Genomic DNA, 24,861 nt, shown 5'->3' on the forward strand with positions numbered 1-24,861 from the left:
TCGGTTCGGCTGTCAGGTCAGTCCAGCGCGCGGTTGCGCGATTCCACATCCACCATCCAGATCGCCCCGGCGGCGACCACCAGGAAGGTCGCAAGCATCGCCAGCGACAGCGTGAAATGCGAGGTCATGACCGGGGCCACGATCGAGGGCGCGAACAGCCCGCCAAAGCGTGCGATGGCCCCCGCCATGCCCATGCCGCTGGCGCGCAGGCCGGTGGGATAGACCTCGGGCGTGAAGGCATAGAGCGCCCCCCATGTGCCCAGCAGCGCAAAGCTCAGCAGCAGGCTAGAGCCGACGACGACAAAGGCGCTGGTGCCAAGGCTGTAAAGCAGGCAGCCAAAGGCGCTGAGGATCAGAAAGCCCACCAGCGTCGGCTTGCGGCCCCATTTTTCAACCCCATAGGCGGCCAGCGCAAAGCCGGGAAGCTGCACGACGGCCAGCAGGATCAGGAAGACCTGACCGCGCATGAAGGCAAAGCCCTCGCCCGCCATCTTGATCGGCAGATAGACGAACACCCCGTAATAGGCGACCGAGATCAGCGCCCATGCGATGAGCAGACAGATTGAGCGACGGCGGACATCAGAGCCGAACAGGGCAAAGACAGATTTGCGCTCCATCACCTCGGGCGTCAGCGGCGCGATTTGGTTGGTCGAGCGGTTGACCTTGGCCACGCGCTGCAAGACGGCATGGGCCTCGGCGGATTTGCCGGTCTTGTTCAGGAAATGCGGCGATTCCGGGATGTAGAAGCGCAGCGCCACGCCGATCAGCGCAGGCACGCCGGTGACGAAGAAGATGATCCGCCATGCGTCCGGCCCATAGGCGGCTGCGATCAGCGCCAGAACGGCCAGGAAGATCGTGCCGATGGCCCAGAAGGATTCCAGCAGCACCAGCCAGCGCCCGCGCCGCGATGCGGGCAGGAATTCGGCCATCATGGTGTAATCCACCGGCAGCGTGCCGCCGACGCCGATGCCGGTCAGAAAGCGCAGCACCAGAAGCCATTGCAGATCGGGCGCGAAGGCCGAGGCCACGCCGCAGATCGCGTCGATCACCACGGCGATCATCAGGACCGGACGCCGGCCGATCCGGTCGGCAAGGCGGCCGAACACGAAGGCGCCGATCAGCATCCCGGTAAAGAACAGCGTTCCGGTGGACAAAGCCTGCGGCACGGTGATGCCGAAGGTCGCAGCGATGGACGGCGCGCTGAAGCCGATGGACAGCACCTGCATTGCATCGGCCAGCCAGACAAGGCCGAAGATGATGAACAGGCGATACTGGAATTTGCCGACGCCAGCGGCTTGGATGCCCTGTTCGACGGAGATTGTTGGAGATGACATTATTTTCCCTGCTTATGCATCGTGTTACCCCGCCTCCCCGCGGGTCATGTGAGGCAGGCGGACGCCCGGCTGCGATGCATCCACAGCCGGGCGGGAGTATCAGGTCAGTTCGACCGTCAGCGGGTCATAGGCATAGACCCATGCCGGATCTTCCGGCTGTTTCAGCCAGGTATTGGCGTTCGAGATGGTCTGAACCTTGGTCGCCCGTTCGCGGCGGGCATTTTCATAGATCTTGAAGGCGGTCTTGTAATCCTCGGCCCCGGTCAGGGTCAGCGAACGCGCTAGCACGGCCGCATCCTCGATCGCCATGCAGGCGCCCTGCGCCATATGCGGGCGCATGGGATGGCAGGCATCGCCCAGCATGCACAGGCGGCCCTGGCTCCACAGGCTCATCGGGTCGCGGTTCCAGAACGGCCATTTCGTCACCTCGGTCGTGGCGTCGATCAGGCCGCGCACCATCGGATGGGCGTTGTCGCCAAAGATCGCCTCCATCTCCTCGCGCGAGCTGTCGACGAAGCCTTCGGTGTGGTTCCAGCTGTCCACGGGGACGCCGGTGACATAGTAATATTCGCTGTCATCGCCCTTGGTGGCATAGGCCATGATGTGGCGCGACTGTTCCCACCACCATTTCACGCAGCGTTCGTATTCCAGCCCGGTGGCGCGCAGCTTGTCCATATCGACCAGCGCGCGATGCCCGATCCAGCCCGAGAAGCGCGGCTTTTCGACGCCCAGCAGCTTTTCGCGGATGGCCGAGTTGATGCCGTCCGCGCCGATCACCAGCTTGGCCGCCACCTGCTTGCCATTGGCAAAGCTCAGCAGGACGTGGTCCTCGCGCTCTTCGATATCGGTCAAGCGGTGGTCGAAATGCAGGCGTTCCTTGGGCAGGATCGCGATCTGTTCGGCGTGAAGGTCGCCCCGGTGGATGGTGATATAGGGCGCGCCGTATTCGCTTTTGGCGAAATCGCCCAGCTTGATGCGCGACAGGTATTCGCCGGTCCGCCCGTCGCGGGAAAACCAGAAATCGGGATGCGCGCCGATGCCTGCAAGACGGTCTTCCAGACCCAGCTTGCGGAAGATCTTCATCACGTTCGGGCCGATATGGATGCCCGCGCCCAGCCGGACAAATTCCGGGGCCTGCTCGAACACGTCGACCTTGAAGCCTTCCGCCTCCAGCAGAGCGGCAGCGGCAGCACCGCCAAGGCCCGCCCCGATTACGGCGATGTCAATCTGCTCTGTTTGCACGTCAGTCTCCGAGTTCATGTTTATTCATTCGTATACACCCAATTATGACCTGTCAGCATTTTTCTTGTCCGTTTGCGGGCATAATTTTCGCGGCAGATGAAGTTCTGGGCAGATGCGGCAACTGTTGCCACACAAGCAATCACGGCCAGGCTGGCAGATCCGGGGCATAGCGCGCGCGCAGATAGTCGGTCAGCTCGCGCAACTGGCTGGCGTCCAGTTCCTGCGCGAATCCCGGCATGTCGCGCAGGTCCATATCCAGCGGAGCCTCGATCCCGTCGCGGATCACGGTCATCAGCCCGTCGCGCATGGGCGCGCGGATGGCCGCCGATTGCGTCAGATCGACCTGCGCCGCTGTGACCGCGCCCGGCAGGCCCGGCGCATGGCAGCTTGCGCAGGCGGCGCGGAACGTGGCCGCGCCCGGACCGGGCGGCACATCCGCTGGCGTCACCGCGCGCAGCGGGGCCGGGGTCACCAGCGATGCCAGATAGACCGACATGGCGCGCAGGTCCTGATCGGGAACGCCTTGCAGGCTGTGGACCACTTCGGCCATCGGACCCGAGGCGCTGGCGATGCCCGGTGCGTGGCCGTTGCGCAGATAGGTATAAAGGCTGTCCTGATCCCAACCGCGCGATCCCGCAGCCACCCCCGACAGCGCCGGGGCCCACCAATCGTCGATCAGCGCACCGCCATAGGCATCCCGGCCCGATTTCTCGGCACCCATCAGGTTGCGGGGCGTGTGGCAGGCGCTGCAATGGCCCGCCGCCTCGACCAGATAGCGGCCGCGGTTCCAGTCCGCCGATTGCGCCGGATCGTTTTGCAGGGGCTTCGGGTCGTGAAACATCAGGTTCCACGCGGCATTCACCGGACGCAGGTTCGTCGGCGCCAGCATGGTCGAACGGGGCGTTTCGGACGCTACAGCAGGCAGCGTCTGCAGATAGGCGTAAAGCGCATACATGTCGCCATCGTCGATCTTGGCGAAGGCGGTATAGGGGAATGCGGGATACAGGTTCTTGCCGTCCCGGCTGATGCCGTGGCGCATCGCGCGTTCAAACGCGGCAAAGGACCAGTTGCCCAGACCCGTTTCGGGATCGGGCGTCAGGTTGGTGGTATAGACCGTGCCGAAGGGCGTCTGCATGCCGCGCCCGCCCGCATTGGCCAGCCCGCCCTCGGCCGTGTGGCAGACGGCGCAATCGCCGACCGCAAAGACCTGCCGTCCGCGTTCGATGGTGTCGGCGGAAAAGACACTGGCGGCGGGGGCGCGCTGCGCGGGGATCGCCGAGTGGATCGGCAGCGCGATGGCCCCCAGCGTCAACGCGCCGGTGACGGCGGCAATCGCGCGGGTCAGCGGGTGCGTGGCCAGGGCGCGGCGCATCCGTGCGACGGGACCGGGCAGCGCGGTGGGCGCAGGGGGCTGGATGCCAAGCGCCGCGCGGACCTTTTGCGGCGTAAAGGGCGCCTCGCGCAGCCGCACGCCGGTCGCGTCAAAGATCGCATTGGCAATGGCCGCCGCCGCCGGAACCGCCGCACTTTCGCCGACGCCAAGCGCCGGGCTGCCGGGGCGTTCGATCAGCATGGTCTCGATCCGGGGCGCTTCATCGAAGGTCTGGATGGGATAGCCCGCCCAGCTTTTCGGCGTGGGCACGATGGCGTTGAACGTCACCTCTTCGCGCAGGGCGCGGCTGGCGGTCTGGATGACATTGCCGTGGATCTGCGCGCGCACGCCATCGGGATTGATGACCAGCCCCTGATCCTGCCCGACAAAGACCCGCGTCAGCGTGACCTCGCCCGTCTCCAGATCGACGGTGACATCGCAGACCCATGCGGCCGAGGCTGCGGCCTTGCCGGGGAACGTGCCATGCACATAGGTGGCGAAGGCAAAGCCCTGACCATAGGCCATCCGCCCCTCGCACCGGAAACGCGGGCCGCTGCGTTCGGCCCAGCCACCCGCTTCGGCGGTGCGGCGCACCAGATCGGCCTCGTTCGGGTCGTCCAGATGGCGGATGCGGAAGGCGACCGGATCCTCGCCCGCCTCATGCGCCAGTTCGTCCATGAAGCTTTCATGGGCAAAGGTATTGGGCAGGGCCGAGACGCCGCGCATCCATGCCGCCCGCACCACCGGGGCCATGTCATGCACGGTGATGCGCTTGTTCGGCACCCGATAGGGCGGGATGATCGTGCGGTCGCCCATATCCGATGGGCGCGGCTCGGGCGAGATGCGCCCGGTCAGCAGCAGTGCCAGATTGGGCCCCCGGTTCGAGGGATACCATGTGTCGATGGCATAGGCGCCGATATCGCCGTCCGGGCCGATGCCGCCCTCGACCTCCATCAGCTGCGCGGCCCCCTTGGGTTCCCACAGATGTTCCTGCGCGCGGGTCAGTTGCACGCGGACCGGGCGGCCCACCGCTTTGGACATCAGCAGCGCATCGCCGCAGACATCGTCGGCGCAGTTGCGGCCATAGCAACCCGCGGCCTGCAGGCGCCGCACCTCGATCTGCGGCGGCTCCAGCTGCATCAGCACCGCCAGATCGCCGCGCAGCATATGCGGGTTCTGCGTGCCGCTCCAGACCACGGGGCGGCCGTCGTTCCAGTCGGCCACCGCGCAGGACGGCCCGATCGAGCCATGTTCGTGATAGGGCCACAGATAGGTGCGCGACAGCCGGATGCCGCAGGCGGCAATGCCCCGGTCGAAATCGCCCGACCCGTCCAGCAGGCGCGAGCTTGAGGGCTGCGCCTTCAGGCTGTGGTGCAGATCGGACATGTCGGGCAGCGGCGGCGGGATGCGCCAATGGGCGATCAGCGCCTCGGCGATGTCGCGCGCCTGCGGTGCGGTTTCGGCGACGACGCCCAGAAAATCGCCCTCGCGCACGATGGCGATCAGGCCGGGCATATCTGCAACCGAGGATTCGTCCACCGCAACAAGGCTTTGGCCCACGAAATCGCCGCTGTCGCGCCCGGAATAGGGCGGGCGGACGACATGGCCGTGCAGCATGCCGTCCAGCCGGAAATCCTGGATATAGCCAAAGGCGCCCGTCACCTTCTGCGGCAGGTCGCGCCGCCCGACCGGCTGGCCGACGATGCGGTAATCGGCGGGGTTCTTGACCGGCACCTCGGGGTCCAGCCGCATGGCCAGATCCAGACCCGCGATCAGTTCGCCGTAATCCTTGCCCACGCCCTCGGCGCTGATGCGGCCTTGGTCGATCTGCAATTCGGCGACCGGCGTGTTCAGCCGCTGCGAGGCCGCGCCCAGCAGAAACGCCCGCAGCTGCGCCGCCGCAATGCGCAAGGGCACGGCAGCGATCTGGATCGTCTCGGAGGCGATGGTCGCGCCCTGATCGGGCGTGCGCGCGGTGTCGCCCAGCACGATCCGCACGCGGTCCAGCGGCAGATCCAGCTCTTCGGCCACGATCTGCGCCAGCGCGGTTTCGATGCCGGTGCCCAGATCGACATGGCCGTTGAAGCCCGTGGCGATGCCGGTTTCGTCCATATGCAGAAAGCTGACCCGCCCGTCCGGCAGGTCGTCATAGACCGACACAAGGCCCGGAAGCACATCAGTCATTGCGGCCTCCGGCCATCAGCACGGCGGCGCGGGCGACCGAGGCCACGATTTCCTGATGCGTGCCGCAGCGGCACAGATTGTCGCGCAGTGCCTGCCGGATGTCGGTCTCGGTGGGGTCGGGGTTCTGCGCCAGAAAGGCCACCGCCGTCATCACCATGCCGTTCAGGCAATAGCCGCATTGCGCGCCCTGTGCATCGACAAAGCCCTGTTGCACCGGATGCAGCCGCCCACTGACCGGATCGGCCAGACCTTCCAGCGTCGTCACCGACCGGCCCGCGATCCGCGCGGCGCGCAGCACGCAGGCCCGCGCAGGCGCGCCATCGACCAGCACCGTGCAGGCCCCGCATTGCGCCATGCCGCAGCCGTATTTCGGCCCGTTCAACTTGAATTCATCGCGCAGCAGATCCAGAAGCAGGCTGTGCGCCCCGACCGAGGCCCGGCAGCTTTGGCCATTCAGGTTGAATTCCAGATCAGGTCTCACGGTGTTCTCTTGGCTTGCAGGCTGAAACCGGATGCTAATTCAAAATTGAATGTATACAAATAAAAATTGCCCAGATGATGCCTATCTTTTCATCCTGCACATTTTTTCCGCGCCAAATACACGCAAAGAGACTTGCGCAGGACAGTCGCCGGGCGGCATTAGGTCATGGCATGACGCAAATGGACGTTGAATGACGGAAGCATCTTTTCTTGCATATAAGCTGGACGATCAGGTGGGGTTCCTGCTGCGCAAAGCCTATCAGCGGCATATGGCCATCTGCGCCGAACGCATCGGCGGGCGGCTGACGGCGGTGCAGTTCTCGATTCTGCACCGGCTTGCGGCCGAACCGACGCCCGTGTCGCAGAACGCGCTGGGACGGATGGTCGCCATGGATGCGGCGACGACCAAGGGCGTGGTGCTGCGGCTGAAGGAACGCGGGCTGATCGTCAGCCGCGTGGACAAGGATGACAAGCGCCGCCACATGTTGTCGACCACCGAAGAGGGCCGGGCGCTGCTGGCCGAGGTCACGCCGATCATGGCCGAAATCACCCAGCAGACGCTTGCGCCGCTGGAACCCTATGAGCGCGCGACGTTGACCGCCTTGTTGCAGAAAATCTGCTGATCGTTTGCAGACAAGCGATTTTCGGCATCCGAACCCGGCCTAGACCTGCGGGCGCTTCATGCGGAAGACCTGATCGACCGCGCCGAAATCCGAATAGCCCAGCCGGGTCAGCGGGCGGTATCGCGTCACGTCGAACCGCCCATCCTGCAGGCAGTCGTCACGCAGATGCACCGCCTCGACCCGGGCAATGACCAGCCGGTTCGCCGCGCCGTCCAGCGGGACGATCTGCGTCAGGCGGCATTCCAGCGCGGCGGGGGCCTGCGCCAGACGGGGGCAGTCGATCACCTGACATTCCGCCGTGGCCAGCCCCAGCAACGCCGCCTCATCGACATCGGCGCCGTAATTGGCCGAGCTTTGGTTCAGCGCCTCGCGGTCCTCATAGCCCGCGATGTTGATGCAGAAGCTGCCGGTTTCAAGGATATGGGACAGGGTGTCCTTGCCCTGCATCCGGTCAGGCTTGTCCCCGACAGATGAGACGACGACCTGCGGTGGTGTATAGGCCACGGCGTTGAAGAAGGAATAGGGCGCAAGGTTCATCCGGCCATCCGCGCCCCGCGTCGTGATCCACGCGATGGGCCGGGGTGAGACGATGGCCGTGAAGGGATCACGCGGAAGCGGCAGCGGGTCGGCGGTGCGGTAAAACATCAGGCTCTCGGCAGGGTGGCAGGGGGTAGGCTTGTGGTGGGGTGTGGCAAGGGGGTGGATTGGCTGGAATGGACGTTCAGCACCTCGGCCAGAACCGAGATTGCCAGCGATTTCGGATCGCGGGATGAGGGGATCAGGCCAATGGGGCCACGGATGCGGGCCAGTTGGTCATCGGGCACGCCCTGCGCCGACAACCGGGCCAGCCGCGCGGCCTGCGTGGCGCGGCTGCCTTGCGCGCCGATGTAAAAGGCGGGCGTCGCCAGCGCGCTGCGGATGATTTCCGGCTCATAATCATGGTCGTGATACATCAGCACCACCGCCGTATCGCGGTCGGCCTGTGCCAGCCGGTAATCTACGGGCCGCGACAGCAGCTGCGCGGCACTGCCATGACGCTGCGCGGCCTGAACCGCGCGCTGATCGTGGCTGAACAGCGTGTGCGCATAGCCCATCCCGTTGACAAGGCGGGCGAACACCGTGGCCTCGGCCCCGGTGCCGAAGATCGCGAAGCTGATCTCGGGGCGGAAGCCAAGCACGATCTGCGTCTGACCAAAGGCCGAGGGCTGCCAGTCGGACAGGGCCAGATCGCCATGTCTGTGGATGCGCAGCGCCACGGGCTGACGCGCCTCGCGCGCGGTCTGAAGCGCGCGCAGCGTCTGGCGGTCGCGGGATCTGAACAGCAGCACCTCGATCGCGCCGCCGCAGGGCAGCCGCAGATCCATATAGGGCGAGCCCGCGCCGTAACGCAGATGCAGGGACTGGCCATCGGCGCGCACCTGTGCGGCGCGCAGAACGATATCGCTTTCGATGCAGCCCGAGGTGATGGCCCCGGCGTAACGGCCCTGCGGGTCGATGACCATGGTTGCGCCGGGATTGCGATAGGCGGGACCGTGCGTAGCGACCAGAACCGCAAAGACCAGATCGCCGTCACAGGCAAGGGCGGCGCGCCACGGGTCCAGCGTCGCCGGATCGCCGTCGAACCCGTCCTGCCGGACCGGGCGCGTCAGGCCCTTGCCGGTCACGGCGCGGACCGGGGGATCACGCCAGCCCCTTAAGCCATGCCAGAATATCGGCGGCGTCGGTGACATCGGCGTATTTCTGGTTCATGTCATACAGATTGGCGTCATGCGGGGCCTGCGCGCGGTCGGCGCAGCAATCGGCGGGCACCAGCACGTTAAAGCCCGATTGCACCGCGTCCACCACGGTGGCGCGCACGCAGCCCGAGGTGGTGGCTCCGGTCACGATCAGCGTGTCCACATTCGCCCCCGCCAGCAGCGCGGCCAGCGTCGAGCCGAAAAACGATGATGCGCCCTTTTTCACCACGATGGCATCTTGCGGCTGGATGCCGGTGGCGGCGTCGATTTCGACCAGCCGCGTGCCCTCGATCAGCGCGGCCATGCCGGTGGCCTTTTTCAGCCATGGCAGCTTGTCGACCTCGCCGGGGTGATAAGCGATGGTGGAAAAGATCACCGGATGGCCCTTGGCGCGCGCCAGATCGCAGATCTGCCGGGTCCGCGCCATCTGCGCGCTGGCATCCGAGGCGGTCGGATATTGCAGGTCGGTGAAGCCATAGCTGAAATCGACGACCACGACGGCGGGACGCGTGCCGCGCGGCACCGCAGCGCCAAAGCCCGCGGCGGAATAGACCTGTTCTTGCGACATTCTTGTTATCCTTGGCGAAAGCGGCCCCCGAAGGGGCCGCGGATGCGTCAGTTGCGGCTCATCTGGATGTCCTTGACGACAACATCGCCGTCGATCACGACCGCCTCATCGTCAAGGAACAACGAACAGCCGCGCATCGGGATGTCCAGATGGCAGGCGGTGTCGTTCGGTCCGCCCAGCTCATTGTTCGGCCCGGTCGAGAACATGACGTTGCCATAGAAGCTGCGCGGCTCCATGCCCATGCCGCCCTCGAAGGTGCCGGGCACGAAGTTGTGCCATTTCGCATTCGGGTTCATGCCCCAGCCGACATGGCTCATGCCGAAGCCGCGCTTGTCGTTGAAGGCGGCCATGTATTCCTTGACGATCTGCGCTTCCAGCCCGCCGCGAATATCGGTGATCCAGCCTTTTTCGATGGTATAGGTGATCGGCTCGCGGACCATCAGGTTCTGCGGCAGCAGGATGTCGCCGGGTGCGACGACGATCTGGCCATCCACGCCGTCATCGTCCCCGCCCGTGAACACGAAGCCCGAGGGCCAGTGATCCCAGCGACCGGGCGTGTCGGTGCAGGCATATTCCGCCACCGTCTCATAGGTGTTCAGCTTGTAGGTCACATCCGTGCCATGCGGCGAGGTGATGCGCATCACCTTGGCGCGGTCCAGCAGATCGGCGGCGATGGTCACCTTTTCGCGCAGCTCCGGATAAGGCAGCATCCGCGCCAGCAGTTCCGGCGGCTCGACGGCGGTCAGGATGCGGGTGCCTGCGGCCTGAATGGCGAATTGTTCGGGGCTGAACAGCAGGAAGATGCAGTCGATCAGCATGTCGCAGGCCTTCAGCGCCTCGACCGCTTCGGGCATGGCGGCAAGGCCGGTGACGCCCACCGACCATTCGGCGCTTGGCAGCGGCGCGGGCAGGCGCATGTGATACATCTGCGCGCCCAGACGCTGACCGGCGGCCATGAAGGCGTCGGCATAGTCCAGACGATCATTGCCCTGCGTCAGCACGATCAGACGTTCGCCATTGCGCACGCCCGACATCTTCAGTTGGTGAAGACAGATTTCCGTGAAACTCGTATGGTCCATTTTCTACTTCCCTGTCTTGAAGTCGCTGACCGCGGCAATGAACCCGTCAAGGTCATCCCACGGAATCATGTGGCCCGCCTTTTCGACGGTGCGGATTTCGATCTTTGGCACCAGACCCTGGATCTCGGCCACGTCCTGCGGCTGGATCACCTGCGCGCCACCAGCGACGACCAGCCGCATGGGCAGGCTGATTTCGGGCAGGTCGGCGTGGATGTCATCGACATGGAAGCCGTCGAAGGCGGTCTTGATCGCGCCCCAGTGGCAGGTGTGCAGCCATTCGGCCCGCAGTGCGACCTGTTCGTCGGTCCAGGTCGGGCAGAACTTGCGCATCTCCTCGGCCGAGCAGCCCTTTTGCGCCATGCGGATGGAATCGCCATACCACGGCCATTGCGCCGGATAGCCGCGACGCCCCGGACCCGAGACCGGCGGATCCACCAGGATCAGGCCGGAAAACGGCGCGGGCGATTTCCGCGCGGCACGGATGGCAATGCGCGCGCCCATCGAATGGCCCAGCACGATCGGGCTGTCCATCCCGCCAGCCAGCGCGATGGCGTCATCCGCCATGGCGTCCAGCGAGTAATCCAGATCGCCCGCTTCCGACAGGCCGCGCCCGCGCACGTCCAGCACATGCACGTCGAAACTGGCGGTCAGACGCTCGGCGACAAAGCCCCATGTGATCGCGGGCGAGGTGATGCCGGGTATCAGCAGCAGTTCCGGGCCGTTGCCCTTGTAATGCAGCAGATGCTGGCGGATGCCGTTGGCGTGAACGTTATAGCCGCGCATCAGTAAGCCCCCGACAGCAAGGCACCGCCACCCGGAACGCGGGTCGGCAGGTCCAGCGATTTCAGCATCGACCATGTGGTCGCGACGGCGGCGCTGAGCACCGGCTTGCCCGATTGCGCCTCGACGACCGAGATCGCGGGCAGCGAGGGCATCTGCACACAGGCCGACAGCACGATCACATCGGCATCCGCCGTGTCCATGCCCGCGACGATGCCCGGCAGGTTCATCGGATCATGCGCGGCAACCGCCAGATTGTCCTGAATTTCCAGCGCGCGGTAATCCACGACCTCGAAACCTTCGGCGCGGATGTACTCGACCACCATTTCGGTCAGCGGCTTCATATAGGGCGTGACCACCGCGACCTTTTTCGCGCCAAGCGCTTTCAGCCCGTCGATCAGCGCCCCGGCCGAATTCACCACGGCCCCGTCGCTGTCATTGCTGCGCACCACCTTGGTCAGCCGCTCTTGCGAGGCGCGGTGATAGCCCAGACCCATCGACATGATCGCGACAAGGCAGGCATAGCCCATGACGCTGACCTTGGCATCCGACAGTTCCAGCGCGCAGCGGTCGCTGTCGGCATCCATCTTGGACAGCTCGTCCTTGGTCACATGCTTCATGCGCATCCGCGAGGAATGGAAGGTGAAGCGTTCCGGGGCGACCATCTCGCGCGCTTTCAGCAGCGCGGGGATTTCGGTTTCCATGGTGACGTTCGAGCTGGGGACGATCTGCCCGATGCGGATGGGGGTCATGGGGAGCTCTCTTTGGCTTGGTTGCCTGCGACGGTAATTATACGAATGAATAATTACAACGAAAATTTTTTCAGGCGCGAAGACCTGCTGAAAGAAAGCGCACAAGCTGGTCCATCATCTCGGTCTTGCCCATATCGACGACATGTCCGTCGGTCAGATCGCCCAGCCGCCCCAGATCGTTCAGCATGAACATGTAGGCGCCGACCAGAAAGGACATGCGGATGCTGATCGTGTCGCGGTCCAGATGCGGCAGCGCGCCGGTCAGCGCCTGCACATAGCGCTTGACCGATTCGTCATAGACCTCGCGCCGCCGCCGCAGGGCATGTTCTTCGGGCTCGGCATGAAGGCGGGCTTGCAGCCGCACGAAGGCCGCGCCGCCGGGGCCGCTGTATTTCATGTCCCATTGCGGCTTCAGATAGGCATGGATGATGTCCTCGACCGAGGGGCTGGCGCTGTCGGCCAGCAGCCGGTCCAGCAGCAGATGGCGCTGCCCGGACAGCGCGCTGCCGCGACGCCGGAACACCTCGTCGAAAAGCTGTTCCTTGGTGCCGAAGTAATAGCGGATCATCGCCTGATTGACCTGCGCCGCCCCGGCAATGTCGCGCAGGGTCGCGCCCTTGAAGCCGTGTTCGGCAAAGGAATGTTCCGCCGTGTCCAGAATGACATCGCGAAGATCGGCGCTTTCGCGGGGACGGCCGGGACCGCGGCGCGGCTGTTCGGTCATGGGCGATCCTTGTGATTGTGATCGCAACCATGTGGCATGACCGCAAGGTGAACTCAAGCAGGTGGCCCGGCCCGGATGTCACCAGCGGGCGTGGCGGCTTTCGGGCTGCGGGGCCAGTTGCGCATCGCAGCCGCAGGGGCAGACAGGCGTCATCGCCGCTAGCACCGCCAGCGCCAGTGTCGAGCTCAGCATCTGCAGGCCCGACAGCACATCCTGTTGCAGCAGCGCGCCGGTGCTGCGGTCCATGTAATCGTTCATCCCCGCCGTGACATAGGCCAGAGGCACGAAGCAGGCGCCGATTTCGCGGGCCAGCGTCGCCTCGATCGCCAGCGAATGGTTCAGCACATCGGCGCCCAGCGTGCGAAAGGCCATCGCCTCGGCCGGGGTGGTCAGGCGCGGGCCATAGGAATGCCCGGCCACCAGCCCCTGTTCGATGCCATGCACCCGCCGTCCCTGTGGCCAGACTGCCTCGGCCAAGGCTGCCAGCGTCCGGGCGCCGTCCGCGCAGATGATCCGCTTGCCGCTGGCGTCAAAACGCTGGCGTCCGGGCAGCAGCGAATAGGGGGTCTGGGTCAGTTCGATCACATCGGCCGGAATGGCCAGATCACCCGGCTGGATGGCCCGATTTACCGCGCCTAGCGTCGAACATGCCAGAATGCGCCGGACGCCCGCCTGTTGCAGCACCCAATAGGCGCGGCGGTGGCATTCGTGGTCGATATGGTCGCGCGGATTGCCATGCGAATACATGCACAGCGCCTGCCGGGTCTGCCCGTCCACGGTGATCGCGCCATCCATCCGGAACAGTTTCCAGTTGTCGCTGGGGCCCCATGGCGTCTGGAAGCTGAGATCGCGGGCGATCAGGTCGATGCCGTCCATCGCCACGTCCTCGGGGATGGCGATGCCCCAATTGGCAGAGCCGGTGATCAGGGCAAGATCGACCTGCGGGATCGGGGTGGATGTCATCGTGGGGTCTCCGGCGGTCGAAATGGGGTCGGATATCGGCGCGGCGGTCATTTCTGCCGCGCGTTCATGAACAGCACCAGCCCGACGATCAGCATGGTCCACAGCGTCGAAATGGCGGCGATGGTCGGGTCGATCTGGTCGCGCAGGGACAGAAACATCAACTTGGGCAGCGTGCTGTTTGCGCCGCTGGACACGAAAATCGAAATCACCGCCTCATCCAATGAGGTCAGAAAGGCCATCAGCGCCGCCGTCAGCAGCGAAAAGCGCAGTTGCGGCAGCACGATCCCGCCCAGAACCCGCGCCCAGCCCGCGCCAAGACTGCGCGCCGCCATGGCCTGTCCCCAGTCGAAGCGGTTGACCGCCGGAGCCAGCACGATGGACACGACCGGAATGGCCAGCACCGCATGTCCGACCAGAACCCCGGTCAGCGTGCCGATCAGCTTGGCCTTGGCCAGCACGAAGAACAGCCCGATGGCCAGCAGGATCCCCGGCACGACCGACGGCATCAGCACATAGCCATAGATCGCCCGCGACCACGACCCGCCCAGCCGGTTCATGCCGACGCAGCACAGAAATCCCAGCGGCACGGCGACAAGTGCCGTCAGCAGCCCCAGCCCCAGACTGGTGCGCAAGGCCGCCATCCACGCGCCCGAGCCGAAGAAATTCTCATACCAGCGCAGCGACAGGCTGCGCGGCGGAAATTCCAGCAGGTCCGAGCCGGAAAACGACAGCGGCACCACGACCAGCGTCGGCAGCACCAGAAAGGCCAGCACCAGCGCGGCCAGCACCCACAGAAGAACCCGTCCGATCCGGGCGTCGGGATAGGCGTCAAGCATCATCAGGCTCCGATCCGCTGGCGGCGCAGCAGCCGGGCCGCGCCAAGTAAGATGGCCGCGACCAGCGCGACAAGCACCAGAAGCAGGACGCCAAGCGCGCTGGCCGCGCCCCAGTTCTGGAAGGTGGACAGCGTGCGCTCCATCCGGATGGCAATGGGGGCGACCTTGCCGCCGCCAAGGATGGCGGGGGTGATGAAAAAGCCCAGCGTATAGATGAAGACGATGGTCCCGCCCGAGATGATGCCGCCCATCGACAGCGGCAGGATCACCGTCCAGAAGCTGCGCCACAGGCTTGCGCCCATGCTTGCGGCGGCGCGCAGTGCATTGCTGTCGATGTCGCGCATCGCCGCATAGGTCGGTAGCACGAACAGTGGCAGCATGTAATGCACCATGCCGATCAGCGTGCCGGTGAAGTTATAGATCAGCGGCAGCGGTTCCGACACCAGTCCGGAGCCCAGCAGCGCCTTGTTGATCAGCCCTTCGTTGCGCAGCAGCACCAGCCAGCCATAGGTCCGCACCAGTATCGAGGTCCATAGCGGCAGCAGGATCAGCACCATCAGCCGGTTGGCCACCTTGGTCGAGGTGGTGGCCAGCACGAAAGCCAGCGGCACGCCCAGCAACAGACAGATTGCCAGCGTCGCGCCGGACAGTTCCAGCGTGACGCGCAGCGCGCGCCATGTCAGCGGGCTGGTCAGCAGCTTTTCGTAATTCTCCAGCGTGTAATCGCCCGCCAGCGTACGAAAGGATTGCTGCACGATCCAGACCACCGGGATCAGCGCGCAGATGCCCACAAGGATCATCGCCGGCAGCGACATGGACAGAAAGAACAGCCGCTCGCGCCGGGCGTCGCGTTGCAGCAGCGTGGCTTGCGCGTCGCTCATGCCGCGGCCTCGGGCAGGGTGTCGGTTTCGGGGGCAAAGACATGCAGACGGTCGCGGGCGGCCCATGCGGTGATCTGGGTGCCGGGGGTCAGCGCCTCGCAGCCTTGCGCGCGGGTGGCGGGAATGCTCAGCAGCACCTCGCGGTCGCCGACAAGGATCTGCAGCAGCCAGTTTTCGCCGCGAAACGCCTTTGCGGTCAGACAGCCGCTGATCCAGACCTGCGGACCTTCCAGCGGTTGCAGATGAAAGCTTTCGGCGCGGATCATCAGGCTGTCATCGGTGGCGACCCCCTGCGGCTGCAGGGCGGTTCCCGGCAGGATGTTCGCCTCGCCCATGAATTCAGCGACAAAGCGGGTGCGGGGGCGGTGATAGATCTCATCGGGGGTGTCGATCTGCTGGATGCGACCGGCATTCATCACGGCGATGCGGTCCGACATGGTCAGCGCCTCGCGCTGGTCATGGGTCACATAGATCGTGGTGATGCCCAGATCGTCATGCAGCTTGCGGATCTCGAACTGCATATGTTCGCGCAGGTTCTTGTCCAGCGCCGACAGCGGCTCATCCATCAGCATGATGCGTGGCTCGAAGACGATGGCGCGGGCCAAAGCCACGCGCTGACGCTGACCGCCCGAAAGCGCGGCAATATCGCGATCGCCGAATCCGCCAAGCTTGACCCGCTCCAGCGCGGCCATGGCGCGGTCGCGGGCTTCGGCCTTGGCGATCTTGCGCAGCCGCAGCGGGTATTCGACATTCGCCAGCACCGACATATGCGGAAACAGCGCGTAATTCTGAAAGACGATGCCGATGTCGCGCCGGTTGGGGGCCAGCCGGGTAATGTCGCGCCCGGCGATGCGCAGATGTCCGGCATCCGGCCGGGCGAACCCGGCCAGCGCCATCAGCAGCGTGGTCTTGCCCGAGCCGGAAGGCCCCAGCAAGGTCAGGAATTCACCCGAACGGATCTCCAGCGAGACATTGTCGAGAGCGACGAAGTTTCCGTAAACCTTGCGGATCCTGTCGATCGAGATGGGCAGCGATGTCATGGAACTGGGCTCCGATCGGGTCTGGGTCAGTTGTTCATCATTTCGTCGAAAGCGACCTGGGCCTCTTCACCATGCTCGGTCCACCAGTCGGCCTTGGAAAACACCGAGCTTTCCAGATTGCCCGGCGCGGTGGCCAGTTGTTTCAGCTTGGTGTCGGCAATCAGCCCGCCTTCATAGGCGGCGGGATTGACCGGGCCATAGGCGATGAAGTCGGTCAGCTTGGCTTCGCGTTCCGGGGTGGTCATGGCCGCGATCAGCTTCATCGCCGCTTCGGGGTTCGGCGCGCCCTTGGGCACGGCAAAGCAGTCGGTGCCGATGATCGAGCCCAGGAAGGTGTAATCGGCCGGGCCGCCATCGTCGATCACGCTTTGCGCGCGGCCGTTCCACGTCACCACCAGATCGGCCTCGCCGTCCTTCAGAAGCTGCGCCGACTGCGCGCCCGAGGTCCACCACACCGAAACCGAGGGCTTCAGTTCCGCCAGACGCGCGACGGCGCGGTCGATGCCGCCGTCTTCCGACAACACTGTATAGACATCCGCCGGGGCCACGCCTTCCGACAGCAGCGCCGCCTCAAGCAGGTCCTGCGCATTGGCGCGCAGCGCGCGCTTGCCGGGGAATTTTTCGACATCCCAGAAATCGGCCCAGCTTTGCGGCCCGCCATTCGGGAAGCTTTTGGCGTTCCACGCCATGACCGTGCCATAGCTGTCGAACGGATAGCAGTAATCGGAATGCGCGCCATCCGGCAGGGCCGCGCCGTCGATCACCGCATAGTCCAGCGGCTGCAGCAGGCCAAGCTGCGCGGCCTGCGCCCCTTCGGGCGATCCCAGATGCACCACATCCGTCGTCACGCTGCCCGAAGTAACCTGCATCCGCACGGCGGCCAGGCTGTCGCTTTGGGTTTCCTCGCGCATGTCATAGCCCAGCTCGGTGCCCGCCGGGCCCCACATCGCCTCTTTCAGGCCGGTGCCGTAATCGCCACCAGCCGTGGTGATGGTCACGGTCTGCGCGGCGGCGGGCAGGGCGATCAGCGTGCCAAGCAGCAGGGCAGTGGTCGTCGTCATCATGGATCTCATTAGGGCCTCCCCGGCGCTGAGAACTATTGGAACTTCCGTGAAGAATCGCGGTTATTGTTATATTCGTAACGTTACGATTCCACGAGATGGCGTTTTGGTCAATCTGACTTTGTTTGCATACACCCGTTATCTGGGGATCTGGGGCGATGCCGCCCGGATTATAGGCAGCAAGGGGCGGCAGATGAACTTTTTCACGCCTCGGGGAATGACAATGCCAGCGCCGAAGGCTAGATGAACCCAAGACAATCGGATGCAAGCGAATGATCACCCGAAAGCGCGCCAACCTGCGGCAGATTGCGGATGCTCTGGGTCTGTCGGTGACCACGGTGTCGCGCGCGCTGAAGGACGGCCCCGAGGTGCGGCCCGCCACCATCGCGCGGGTCAAGGCCGCAGCCCGCGCCGCCGGATACAGCCCGAATGCGCATGGCGTGGCGCTGCGCACCGGCCGCACGCATACCCTGACCGTCATCCTGCCGCTGGAGACGCAGGCCTATCTGGCCGATCTTGCGAAAGTGCCGCTGATCGAGGGCATGACCATGGCCGCGCGGCAGGCGGGCTATACGCTGTCGATCCATTCTGTCGGCTCGGATGACGACCAGCTGGCGGTGCTGCGCCATCTGCATCTGTCGGGCGGCACCGATGGCGTCATCATCACCCGGATCGTCGCGCAGGATCCGCGGCTGGCCTTTCTGGCCGAATGCGATCTGCCCTATGTCACCTTTGGCCGCAGCGACAGATCATTCGACCACGCCTATGTCGACATCGACAACGAAGCGATGGCCCATCACGCCACCAGCTTCCTGCTGGCGCGCGGACACCGGCGCATCGGTCTGCAATTGCTCTCGCGCGAGGATCTGATCAGCGCGGCGCGGGTGCGGGGATTTGCGCAGGCGCATGCCGATCTAGGCTTGCCGGTCGACGATCCGCTGTTCGGCTATGACCATTTCACCATGATGGAAAGCGAGACGCTGTTTCACCGGATGCTGTGCGACCCCCATCCCCCCACCGCGCTGATTTGCGCCAGCGAGCTTGGCCTGCTGGGCGCGGCCAGCGCGCTGCGCAAGCGGGGCCTTGCCCCCGGAACGGATGTGGCGCTGGTCACGCGCGATACCAGCCGGATGACCGGGTTTCTGGCGCTGAAGGCGTTGGTGCATTCCGTGGACATGGCCGATATCGGCCGGGCGCTGGTCCTGTCGCTGATCGAACGGATCGTGACGCCCGGCCTGCCGCCCCGGCATGTGCTGATGCCCGGCACCTTCGAGGAGGTGGGCGCGTAACCGCGACCTGACATCCCGCCCAGCCTCTCAGGCCCGCAGCCGCAGCGTCTCGATCAGCAGGGTGAAGGCGGATGAGGCGTGGCGGCGGTGCGGATAATACAGGTGATAGCCCGGCAGGTCCGGGGTGAACCGGCCCAAAACGCGGATCAGCTGGCCGCGGTCCAGATGGTCCTGCACCTGATCCAGTGGCAGATAGGCCAGCCCATGCCCGTCCAGCGCCGCATCGCGGATCAGGTCGATATTGTTGATGGCCAGCGGTCCGTCGATGCCGACGCGGGTTTCCCGCCCGCCACGCGTCAGCCGCCAGCGGTTCAGCGTGCCCGAGGTCGGCAGCCGCAGATTGATCGCGCGATGTTCGACAAGCTGCGCCGGCGTGGCGGGCGCGGGCTGGCCGCGCAGATAATCCGGCGCGCCGACGATGGCCATCGGGATATCCGGGCCGATGCGCAGGGCGATCATGTCCCTGGCGATGTCGCCGCCAAGACGCACCCCGGCATCGAACTGGTCGGCCACGACATCGGCCAGACCGTAATCCACGGTGATTTCCAGCCTGATATCGGGATTGTCGGCCAGCATCCGCTTCATGGCGGGCAGCAGGATGGTCTTGGCCGCATGTTCCACCGTGGTCAGCCGGATGGTGCCGGTCGGCCTGTCGCGCAATTCCCCCAGCGAGGCCAGCGTCGCCTGCATATCCTTCAGCATCGGGGCCAGCGTCTGCAGCAGCCGCTCTCCGGCTTCGGTCGGGGCGACGCTGCGGGTGGTGCGCGACAAAAGCCGCAGGCCCAGCCGTTCTTCGGTGCGGCGCACGATCTGGCTGAGCGCCGACTGCGCCATGCCAAGGCGGGTGGCGGCCTTGGTAAAGCTGCGCTCTTCGGCGACGGCCACAAAAGCCACCAGGTCGGCAATCTCATCCCGTTTCATTCATCACCTCAATGATAAGGGCAAGATAAATTATCTGTCTAATTTGCGCAATAAACCTGACCTAGATTGAGCACACGGGCCGCGCACAGCCACAGCGCCCACAGGTTCAACCGAAAGGAATGCGACGATGGAAAAGATCAGCTTCACCAACCGCAACAATCCTGCCATCACCATGGCCGCCGTCATCAACTTTCCCGAAGGCTTCGACAAGGATAAGACCTATCCCGCCATCATCGTGTCGCATCCAGGCGGCGGGGTGAAGGAACAGACCGCAGGCACCTATGCCGCGCAGCTGGCCGCCAAGGGATTTGTCACCATCGCCTTTGACCGCTCATATCAGGGCGAAAGCGGCGGCATGCCGCGTCAGTTGGAAAACCCCTATGTCAGCACCGAAGATGTCAGCGCGGTGATCGACCATATGACCACGCTGCCCTATGTCGACAACAACCGCATCGGCGCGATGGGGATCTGCGCGGGCGCGGGCTATACGGCCAATGCCGCCATTCAGGATCGCCGGATCAAGGCCATCGGCACGGTCAGCGCGGTCAATATCGGCTCGATGTTCCGCAATGGCTGGGAAAACACCGTCAAATCCGCCGAGGCGCTGCCGCTGATTCAGGCCGGGTCCGACGCGCGCACAACGGATGCGTCGGCCGAAAGCTATGCGACAATGCCGCTGGCGCCGCTGAAGGAAGCCGACGCCCCGAACGAAGAACTGCGTCAGGCATGGGAATATTACCACACGCCGCGCGCGGAATGTGCCACCGCGCCGGGCGTGGCCACGCTGCGCAGCCTCAGCCAGATCATCACCTATGACGCCTATCACATGGCCGATGTCTATCTGACCCAGCCGATCCAGATCATTGCGGGCAGCGAAGCCGGATCGAAGTGGATGAGCGAGGATCTGTATGACCGCGCCGCCAGCACCGACAAGCACCTGCATATCGTCAAGGGTGCCAACCACATGCAGCTTTACGATGGCGACACCTATGTCGCCGAGGCGGTTTCCGTCCTTGCACCGTTCTTCACGTCGAAACTGGGTGCCGAAGGCGACACGCCCCGCAAGCCCGCACCGTTCCTGAAAGGATAAGATCATGCAATCCGTGAGCATCCAGAATGCCGATATGGCATGGCACATCGCCGCCACCATCCAGTTCCCGCCCAACTTCGACGAGGCGAAGACATGGCCCACCATCGTCAGCGTCCACCCGTTCGGAAGCTGCAAGGAACAGACCGCGGGCAATGTCTATGGCAAGGCGCTGGCCGAGCAGGGCTTTGTCGTCATCGCCTATGATGCCAGCTTTCAGGGCGCATCCGGCGGTGCGCCGCGCTGGATCGAGGATCCGACCCAGCGGGTCGAGGATGTCAGCCGCGTCATCGACTATGCCGTGACGCTGCCCTATGTCGATGCTGACCGCATCGGGGTGATCGGCGTCTGCGGCGGTGGCGGCTATGCGATCAACGCCACGCTGACCGAAAAGCGCATCAAGGCCGCTGTCAGCATCACCGGCGTCAATATCGGCCGCCTGTTCCGCGAAGGCTTCAGCGAATACAATCCGCTGGGCGCTTTGGAGGCGATGGCCGCTCAACGCACCGCCGAGGCGCGGGGCGGCGAATTGCAGGTCAACGAATTGCTGCCCGCCAGCCCCGATGCCGCAGCCGCAGCGGGCCTGACCGAACGCGACGTGTCCGAGGCGACCGATTATTACAAGACCCCGCGCGGCCAGTCCGAAGGCGGTGCCACGCGGATGCTGTTCAGCCATGCGCAGAAGACGCTGGCCTGGGATGCCTTTGCCTTTGCCGAAACCCTGCTGACCCAGCCTGTCATGGTGGTGGTCGGCCAGAAGGTCGGCGCGTTCGGCGCCTATCGCGACGGGATGGAGATCTATGGCCGGGCCACGGCCTCGGTGGACCGGCAACTGGTATCGCTGCAGGACTGGTCGCATTACGACCTCTATGACAAGCCCGAGCCGGTGGCGCTGGCCTTGGAAAAGCTGGTGCCGTTCTTCAAGACCCATCTGCTTGATACGGCTGCGGCCTAGGAGGCCCTGATACGGTGGATGCTGCACGGCGGGCGCTGCGCCCGCCGTGTTCCTGCGGTTGGCCTGTCATGCGGGGCAGGGCCTTCCGCATGTCCGTTTCCGGCTTGCTGTCATGTCCCGTGATGGTGTCGTATTGGGGGGCAAAACGATTCAGGACGGACAATGCGATTTCATCTTACAGCTCTTCTGGCAGTGGCGCTGACCGCAGGTTGCGCAGTCGGCTCGGGTGCCGTGGTCAAGGGGGCCGGGCCGGACGATCTGCTGAAACTGCGCGAAGGACCGGGGCTTGAACACAAGATCATCATCGGCCTGCCCGACGGAACGCGCCTTGTCCGGCAGAATTGCCTGAACACCAAAGGCAAGCTGTGGTGCCGCGTGTCGCTGGCCGACCGTCCCGGCATCTCGGGCTATGTCTCGGCGGATTATCTGGCACATCGTTGAGGGCTTGCGTGGTGGCGTGACACCACGGATCCGAAGACGACAGCGCGCAGCGGGACGCCCAAGACGCGAGAGGGCGCCGGTCGGACCGGCGCCTTTCGCCATCGTCAGACCTTGGCGGCGCAGGCAGGGCGGCGATGCCCAAGCGGTTGAGGCATAAACGCTGTAACGGCGGGACTGCCGGCCCCCTGGCAACAAACGCCTTCGCGCGCGACCCCAAAGCCGCGCGCGAAGATTTTCAGACGCGCAAAGTCCTAGAACTTCGCCCGCAGGGTGATCTCGGCCGTGCGGGCCTCGCCATAGACCACGGTGTCGGAAAAGCCGGTGGTCGAGTAGTATTTCTTGTCGAAGACGTTGTTCACGCTCATCGACAGTTCGGTACGCGCGTCGATCTGATACGAGGTGTTCAGGTCGAAGACGGTATATGAGCCCTGATGCACATTCGGCTGTTCGACATTCGAGGTGAAATCCATGCTGTCGGTATCGCTTTGCCAGCGCAGCGCGCCGCCGATGGTCAGCTTGTCGTCCAGAAGGTTCGGCACGCGGTAATCCGTGGCCAGCTTCAGCGTATGCTTGGGCTGATCGACGTAAAGCGGGTTGCCGTCGCGGTCCTCGGATTCGCGATAGGTATAGCCGCCCGACACATTCCAGCGGTCGTTGATCGCGCCGGCCAGCTCAAGCTCGAAGCCGCGCGTGGCCGTGCCGTCGATGCTGGTATAAACGCTGCGGTTTTCCTCGGGGATCCAGTACAGATATTGCGCGACATCTTTCTGATCGGTCTGGAACACCGCCGCCGAGGCCTGCAGCGCGCCATCCATCAGGTCGGCCTTCAGGCCCAGCTCGTAGTTCCAGCCATAGGTCGGATCAAGATATTGCCGGTTCACATCCTGGGACAGCGTCGGCTTGTAGATGCTGGCGACGCTGCCATAGGCGGTATAGGTCGGGGTGATGTCATAGGTGAAACCGACATAGGGCGTCACCTCGCCGGAAAACCTGTAAGAGGCGGAATTCGTCGTGCCGTCGCCGGTCGCGCCGTCCCACCAGTTGACCCGCGCGCCCGCCAGAATGTGCAGCTGTTCGGTGACGCCGAACCGGCCCGTGGCATAGATCGCATATTGCTTGGCTTCGCTCGCATCGGTGTAGGTGGCCGTATCCGACAGCACCGGCGCGGGCATGTCGTTCAGGCGATAGATGTTGACCGGCTGCGTCGCCCCCGCGCCATAGCCGAAATACTTGCCTTCGCCCTTGGAATACATCGCGCCCAGCACGAATTGATGGTCGCGCCCGAAGGCCTGAAAATCGCCGTTCAGAATGGCGTTCAGGTTGTTCTGCTTGTAGCCGCCGTCATAGCGCGTGCCGTAACCGCTGAGCCCGTCGCCCGTGATGCGGTCGGGCGTGCCGTAAAGCCATGCCAGCGTCGCGTCCATGTCGTTCTTGACATGGGTATAGACCAGACGCCCGGTCCAGCCGTTCTGGAACACATGCTCCAGTGAGGCATAGAACTCGGTCCGCTTGGTGTTGACATAGGTCCAGTCCTGCCCGGTGCTGGCGCCTTTATCCCAGTCGATCAGACCGCCATCGGTGAAGAACGGCTGCAACCCGCCCCATGTCACGCCATCGGCATTGGTTTTCTGATAGCTGAGCCCGGTGCTGAGAATGGTGCTGTCGGTCAGATCGGCCTCGAGCGCGCCAAACAGCACATATTTGTCCTTGTGATAGCCATCAAGGATGCCGTCGCGGCTGTCCACCACGCCCACCAGCCGGCCGCGGATCGTGCCGCTGTCGTTCAGCGGCCCCGAGATGTCGGATTCGACCCGCCCGCCTTTGGGATAGGCCAGCGACACGGCGGCCTCGCTGCGGAAGTCCTGCGTCGGGCGCTTGCGCACGAAGTTGATCGAGGCGCCCGGCTCACCCGCGCCCTGCATCAGGCCGGTCGCGCCGCGCACGATCTCGACATGATCGTAAAGCGCCATGTCGGGATTGTTGTCGCCGAATTGCCAGACGCCATCGCGCGGGATCGGCACGCCGTCATATTGATAGGCGTCGATGGGAAAGCCGCGCGAATAATAGTTGGTCCGGTCGCTTTCATAGGCCTGCACGGTGATGCCCGTCGCGGCCTCAAGCGTTTCCGAGATCGTGGTGATATTGCGGTCCTGCATCTGCTGATGCGTGATGACGCTGGTCGATTGCGGCGTTTCCTTCTGGCTGAGGACCAGCCCCGTGGCCGAGCGCATCCATTCGGTGGTCCAGCTGTTGCTGTCCTCGGTCGTGGTGGCGGGGGCGGCGGTGATGACGACCTCATCCAGAACCGTGGTCCGGGCGGGGTCGGCGTCCTGTGCGCTGGCGGAATTGGCCAGCACGGTCAGAACGCCCGCGCAAAGCGCCGTGCTTCGATAAAGTCCGGGGAAGGGGATTACTGGATACATGTGACAGCCTCTTGTGACGGGACAAGGCTGGCGACAGGCTGGCAACTGGACGGGCTATCGCGCCTTTGACCGGCGCGGACAATCGGTCAT

General features: G+C 64.7%; 23 protein-coding genes. 5 read left to right on the forward strand and 18 right to left on the reverse strand.

From position 1 onward, the window contains the following. Positions 1–17: 17 nt before the first annotated feature. The 4 genes from GL284_RS07360 to GL284_RS07375 form a co-directional block, all read right to left on the reverse strand. On the reverse strand, positions 18–1,334 hold the full coding sequence (locus tag GL284_RS07360) for an MFS transporter (protein ID WP_155043944.1): 1,317 nt from the start codon (positions 1,332–1,334) through the stop codon (positions 18–20). A 99-nt stretch (positions 1,335–1,433) separates the two neighbouring features. Next, a complete protein-coding gene (locus tag GL284_RS07365; RefSeq protein ID WP_155043945.1) occupies positions 1,434–2,594 on the reverse strand; it encodes an FAD-dependent monooxygenase in 1,161 nt (386 codons plus the stop codon). Positions 2,595–2,715: 121 nt separating this feature from the next. Then, on the reverse strand, positions 2,716–6,132 hold the full coding sequence (locus GL284_RS07370) for a molybdopterin cofactor-binding domain-containing protein (RefSeq protein ID WP_155043946.1): 3,417 nt from the start codon (positions 6,130–6,132) through the stop codon (positions 2,716–2,718). Further along, the gene (locus GL284_RS07375) at positions 6,125–6,613 is read right to left on the reverse strand and encodes a (2Fe-2S)-binding protein (RefSeq protein ID WP_341870292.1); all 489 of its coding nucleotides are present in this window, start codon (positions 6,611–6,613) and stop codon (positions 6,125–6,127) included. Before GL284_RS07375 ends, GL284_RS07370 begins: the two co-directional genes overlap by 8 nt. Positions 6,614–6,803: 190 nt before the next feature. On the opposite strand from GL284_RS07375, the gene GL284_RS07380 reads away from it, so the two are divergent. Beyond that, a complete protein-coding gene (locus GL284_RS07380; protein WP_155043947.1) occupies positions 6,804–7,235 on the forward strand; it encodes a MarR family winged helix-turn-helix transcriptional regulator in 432 nt (143 codons plus the stop codon). Positions 7,236–7,274: 39 nt separating this feature from the next. Here the strand turns inward: GL284_RS07380 and GL284_RS07385 are convergent, their stop codons facing one another. The 12 genes from GL284_RS07385 to GL284_RS07440 all read right to left on the reverse strand — a co-directional run bounded on the left by GL284_RS07385 (position 7,275) and on the right by GL284_RS07440 (position 17,655). Continuing rightward, the gene (locus tag GL284_RS07385; RefSeq protein ID WP_155043948.1) at positions 7,275–7,880 is read right to left on the reverse strand and encodes a flavin reductase family protein; all 606 of its coding nucleotides are present in this window, start codon (positions 7,878–7,880) and stop codon (positions 7,275–7,277) included. After that, positions 7,880–8,965, reverse strand: coding sequence for an XdhC family protein (locus GL284_RS07390; RefSeq protein ID WP_155043949.1), 1,086 nt, complete (start codon positions 8,963–8,965; stop codon positions 7,880–7,882). Before GL284_RS07390 ends, GL284_RS07385 begins: the two co-directional genes overlap by 1 nt. Then, a complete protein-coding gene (locus tag GL284_RS07395; protein ID WP_155043950.1) occupies positions 8,916–9,539 on the reverse strand; it encodes an isochorismatase family protein in 624 nt (207 codons plus the stop codon). Before GL284_RS07395 ends, GL284_RS07390 begins: the two co-directional genes overlap by 50 nt. A gap of 47 nt (positions 9,540–9,586) precedes the next feature. Next, positions 9,587–10,618 (reverse strand): 2,5-dihydroxypyridine 5,6-dioxygenase NicX family protein, encoded by a 1,032-nt coding sequence (locus GL284_RS07400; RefSeq protein ID WP_155043951.1) that lies wholly within the window; start codon positions 10,616–10,618, stop codon positions 9,587–9,589. Positions 10,619–10,621: 3 nt separating this feature from the next. Continuing rightward, positions 10,622–11,401 carry an alpha/beta fold hydrolase gene (locus tag GL284_RS07405; RefSeq protein ID WP_155043952.1) on the reverse strand — a complete coding sequence of 260 codons (780 nt, stop codon included), beginning with the start codon at positions 11,399–11,401 and terminating at the stop codon, positions 10,622–10,624. Further along, the gene (locus GL284_RS07410) at positions 11,401–12,150 is read right to left on the reverse strand and encodes a maleate cis-trans isomerase family protein (RefSeq protein WP_482811959.1); all 750 of its coding nucleotides are present in this window, start codon (positions 12,148–12,150) and stop codon (positions 11,401–11,403) included. Before GL284_RS07410 ends, GL284_RS07405 begins: the two co-directional genes overlap by 1 nt. A 70-nt stretch (positions 12,151–12,220) precedes the next feature. After that, positions 12,221–12,874, reverse strand: a complete 654-nt coding sequence (locus tag GL284_RS07415) for a TetR/AcrR family transcriptional regulator (RefSeq protein ID WP_155043953.1) — start codon at positions 12,872–12,874, stop codon at positions 12,221–12,223. A gap of 78 nt (positions 12,875–12,952) precedes the next feature. Further along, positions 12,953–13,837, reverse strand: a complete 885-nt coding sequence (locus tag GL284_RS07420; protein ID WP_155043954.1) for a phosphorylase family protein — start codon at positions 13,835–13,837, stop codon at positions 12,953–12,955. Positions 13,838–13,884: 47 nt separating this feature from the next. Further along, positions 13,885–14,676: an ABC transporter permease gene (locus tag GL284_RS07425; protein ID WP_230383497.1), complete on the reverse strand. Its 792-nt coding sequence runs from the start codon at positions 14,674–14,676 to the stop codon at positions 13,885–13,887. Next, complete coding sequence (locus GL284_RS07430) at positions 14,676–15,554, reverse strand: ABC transporter permease (protein ID WP_155043956.1); 879 nt, start codon at positions 15,552–15,554, stop codon at positions 14,676–14,678. Before GL284_RS07430 ends, GL284_RS07425 begins: the two co-directional genes overlap by 1 nt. Then, on the reverse strand, positions 15,551–16,594 hold the full coding sequence (locus GL284_RS07435; protein ID WP_155043957.1) for an ABC transporter ATP-binding protein: 1,044 nt from the start codon (positions 16,592–16,594) through the stop codon (positions 15,551–15,553). The genes GL284_RS07430 and GL284_RS07435 overlap by 4 nt, the downstream gene beginning before the upstream one ends. Positions 16,595–16,620: 26 nt before the next feature. Beyond that, the gene (locus GL284_RS07440; protein WP_230382935.1) at positions 16,621–17,655 is read right to left on the reverse strand and encodes an ABC transporter substrate-binding protein; all 1,035 of its coding nucleotides are present in this window, start codon (positions 17,653–17,655) and stop codon (positions 16,621–16,623) included. A gap of 272 nt (positions 17,656–17,927) precedes the next feature. Between GL284_RS07440 and GL284_RS07445 the strand changes: the two genes are divergently transcribed. Beyond that, positions 17,928–18,944, forward strand: coding sequence for a LacI family DNA-binding transcriptional regulator (locus tag GL284_RS07445; protein WP_155043959.1), 1,017 nt, complete (start codon positions 17,928–17,930; stop codon positions 18,942–18,944). 27 nt (positions 18,945–18,971) lie between these two features. Here GL284_RS07445 and GL284_RS07450 read toward each other — a convergent pair whose 3' ends face one another. After that, entirely contained in the window at positions 18,972–19,865 is an 894-nt protein-coding gene (locus GL284_RS07450; RefSeq protein ID WP_155043960.1) for a LysR family transcriptional regulator, read from the reverse strand. Positions 19,866–19,992: 127 nt separating this feature from the next. On the opposite strand from GL284_RS07450, the gene GL284_RS07455 reads away from it, so the two are divergent. The 3 genes from GL284_RS07455 (at position 19,993) to GL284_RS07465 (ending at position 22,348) form a co-directional block, all read left to right on the forward strand. Beyond that, positions 19,993–20,955 carry an alpha/beta hydrolase gene (locus GL284_RS07455; protein ID WP_155043961.1) on the forward strand — a complete coding sequence of 321 codons (963 nt, stop codon included), beginning with the start codon at positions 19,993–19,995 and terminating at the stop codon, positions 20,953–20,955. Between the two features lie 4 nt (positions 20,956–20,959). Next, a complete protein-coding gene (locus tag GL284_RS07460) occupies positions 20,960–21,907 on the forward strand; it encodes an alpha/beta hydrolase (RefSeq protein WP_155043962.1) in 948 nt (315 codons plus the stop codon). Between the two features lie 162 nt (positions 21,908–22,069). Further along, the gene (locus GL284_RS07465; RefSeq protein WP_155043963.1) at positions 22,070–22,348 is read left to right on the forward strand and encodes an SH3 domain-containing protein; all 279 of its coding nucleotides are present in this window, start codon (positions 22,070–22,072) and stop codon (positions 22,346–22,348) included. A 251-nt stretch (positions 22,349–22,599) separates the two neighbouring features. On the opposite strand, the gene GL284_RS07470 is transcribed toward GL284_RS07465, so the two are convergent. Next, positions 22,600–24,771: a TonB-dependent siderophore receptor gene (locus tag GL284_RS07470; RefSeq protein WP_155043964.1), complete on the reverse strand. Its 2,172-nt coding sequence runs from the start codon at positions 24,769–24,771 to the stop codon at positions 22,600–22,602. Between the last annotated feature and the right edge of the window lie 90 nt (positions 24,772–24,861).

The organism is Paracoccus shanxieyensis (genome assembly GCF_009711265.1).
Lineage (GTDB): Bacteria > Pseudomonadota > Alphaproteobacteria > Rhodobacterales > Rhodobacteraceae > Paracoccus > Paracoccus shanxieyensis.

Excerpts from the sequence above, each read along its gene's own strand:
- GL284_RS07390 (WP_155043949.1), bottom strand. The coding sequence starts at position 8,965 with ATGTCACCGACGCCGCCGATATTCTGGCATGGCTTAAGGGGCTGGCGT.
- GL284_RS07360 (WP_155043944.1), bottom strand. The coding sequence starts at position 1,334 with ATGTCATCTCCAACAATCTCCGTCGAACAGGGCATCCAAGCCGCTGGC.
- GL284_RS07470 (WP_155043964.1), bottom strand. The coding sequence starts at position 24,771 with ATGTATCCAGTAATCCCCTTCCCCGGACTTTATCGAAGCACGGCGCTT.
- GL284_RS07435 (WP_155043957.1), bottom strand. The coding sequence starts at position 16,594 with ATGACATCGCTGCCCATCTCGATCGACAGGATCCGCAAGGTTTACGGA.
- GL284_RS07415 (WP_155043953.1), bottom strand. The coding sequence starts at position 12,874 with ATGACCGAACAGCCGCGCCGCGGTCCCGGCCGTCCCCGCGAAAGCGCC.
- GL284_RS07465 (WP_155043963.1), top strand. The coding sequence starts at position 22,070 with ATGCGATTTCATCTTACAGCTCTTCTGGCAGTGGCGCTGACCGCAGGT.
- GL284_RS07440 (WP_230382935.1), bottom strand. The coding sequence starts at position 17,655 with ATGACGACGACCACTGCCCTGCTGCTTGGCACGCTGATCGCCCTGCCC.
- GL284_RS07420 (WP_155043954.1), bottom strand. The coding sequence starts at position 13,837 with ATGACATCCACCCCGATCCCGCAGGTCGATCTTGCCCTGATCACCGGC.
- GL284_RS07405 (WP_155043952.1), bottom strand. The coding sequence starts at position 11,401 with ATGCGCGGCTATAACGTTCACGCCAACGGCATCCGCCAGCATCTGCTG.
- GL284_RS07450 (WP_155043960.1), bottom strand. The coding sequence starts at position 19,865 with ATGAAACGGGATGAGATTGCCGACCTGGTGGCTTTTGTGGCCGTCGCC.
- GL284_RS07430 (WP_155043956.1), bottom strand. The coding sequence starts at position 15,554 with ATGAGCGACGCGCAAGCCACGCTGCTGCAACGCGACGCCCGGCGCGAG.
- GL284_RS07370 (WP_155043946.1), bottom strand. The coding sequence starts at position 6,132 with ATGACTGATGTGCTTCCGGGCCTTGTGTCGGTCTATGACGACCTGCCG.
- GL284_RS07395 (WP_155043950.1), bottom strand. The coding sequence starts at position 9,539 with ATGTCGCAAGAACAGGTCTATTCCGCCGCGGGCTTTGGCGCTGCGGTG.
- GL284_RS07445 (WP_155043959.1), top strand. The coding sequence starts at position 17,928 with ATGATCACCCGAAAGCGCGCCAACCTGCGGCAGATTGCGGATGCTCTG.
- GL284_RS07380 (WP_155043947.1), top strand. The coding sequence starts at position 6,804 with ATGACGGAAGCATCTTTTCTTGCATATAAGCTGGACGATCAGGTGGGG.
- GL284_RS07460 (WP_155043962.1), top strand. The coding sequence starts at position 20,960 with ATGCAATCCGTGAGCATCCAGAATGCCGATATGGCATGGCACATCGCC.
- GL284_RS07400 (WP_155043951.1), bottom strand. The coding sequence starts at position 10,618 with ATGGACCATACGAGTTTCACGGAAATCTGTCTTCACCAACTGAAGATG.
- GL284_RS07410 (WP_482811959.1), bottom strand. The coding sequence starts at position 12,150 with ATGACCCCCATCCGCATCGGGCAGATCGTCCCCAGCTCGAACGTCACC.
- GL284_RS07455 (WP_155043961.1), top strand. The coding sequence starts at position 19,993 with ATGGAAAAGATCAGCTTCACCAACCGCAACAATCCTGCCATCACCATG.
- GL284_RS07385 (WP_155043948.1), bottom strand. The coding sequence starts at position 7,880 with ATGTTTTACCGCACCGCCGACCCGCTGCCGCTTCCGCGTGATCCCTTC.
- GL284_RS07365 (WP_155043945.1), bottom strand. The coding sequence starts at position 2,594 with ATGAACTCGGAGACTGACGTGCAAACAGAGCAGATTGACATCGCCGTA.
- GL284_RS07425 (WP_230383497.1), bottom strand. The coding sequence starts at position 14,676 with ATGATGCTTGACGCCTATCCCGACGCCCGGATCGGACGGGTTCTTCTG.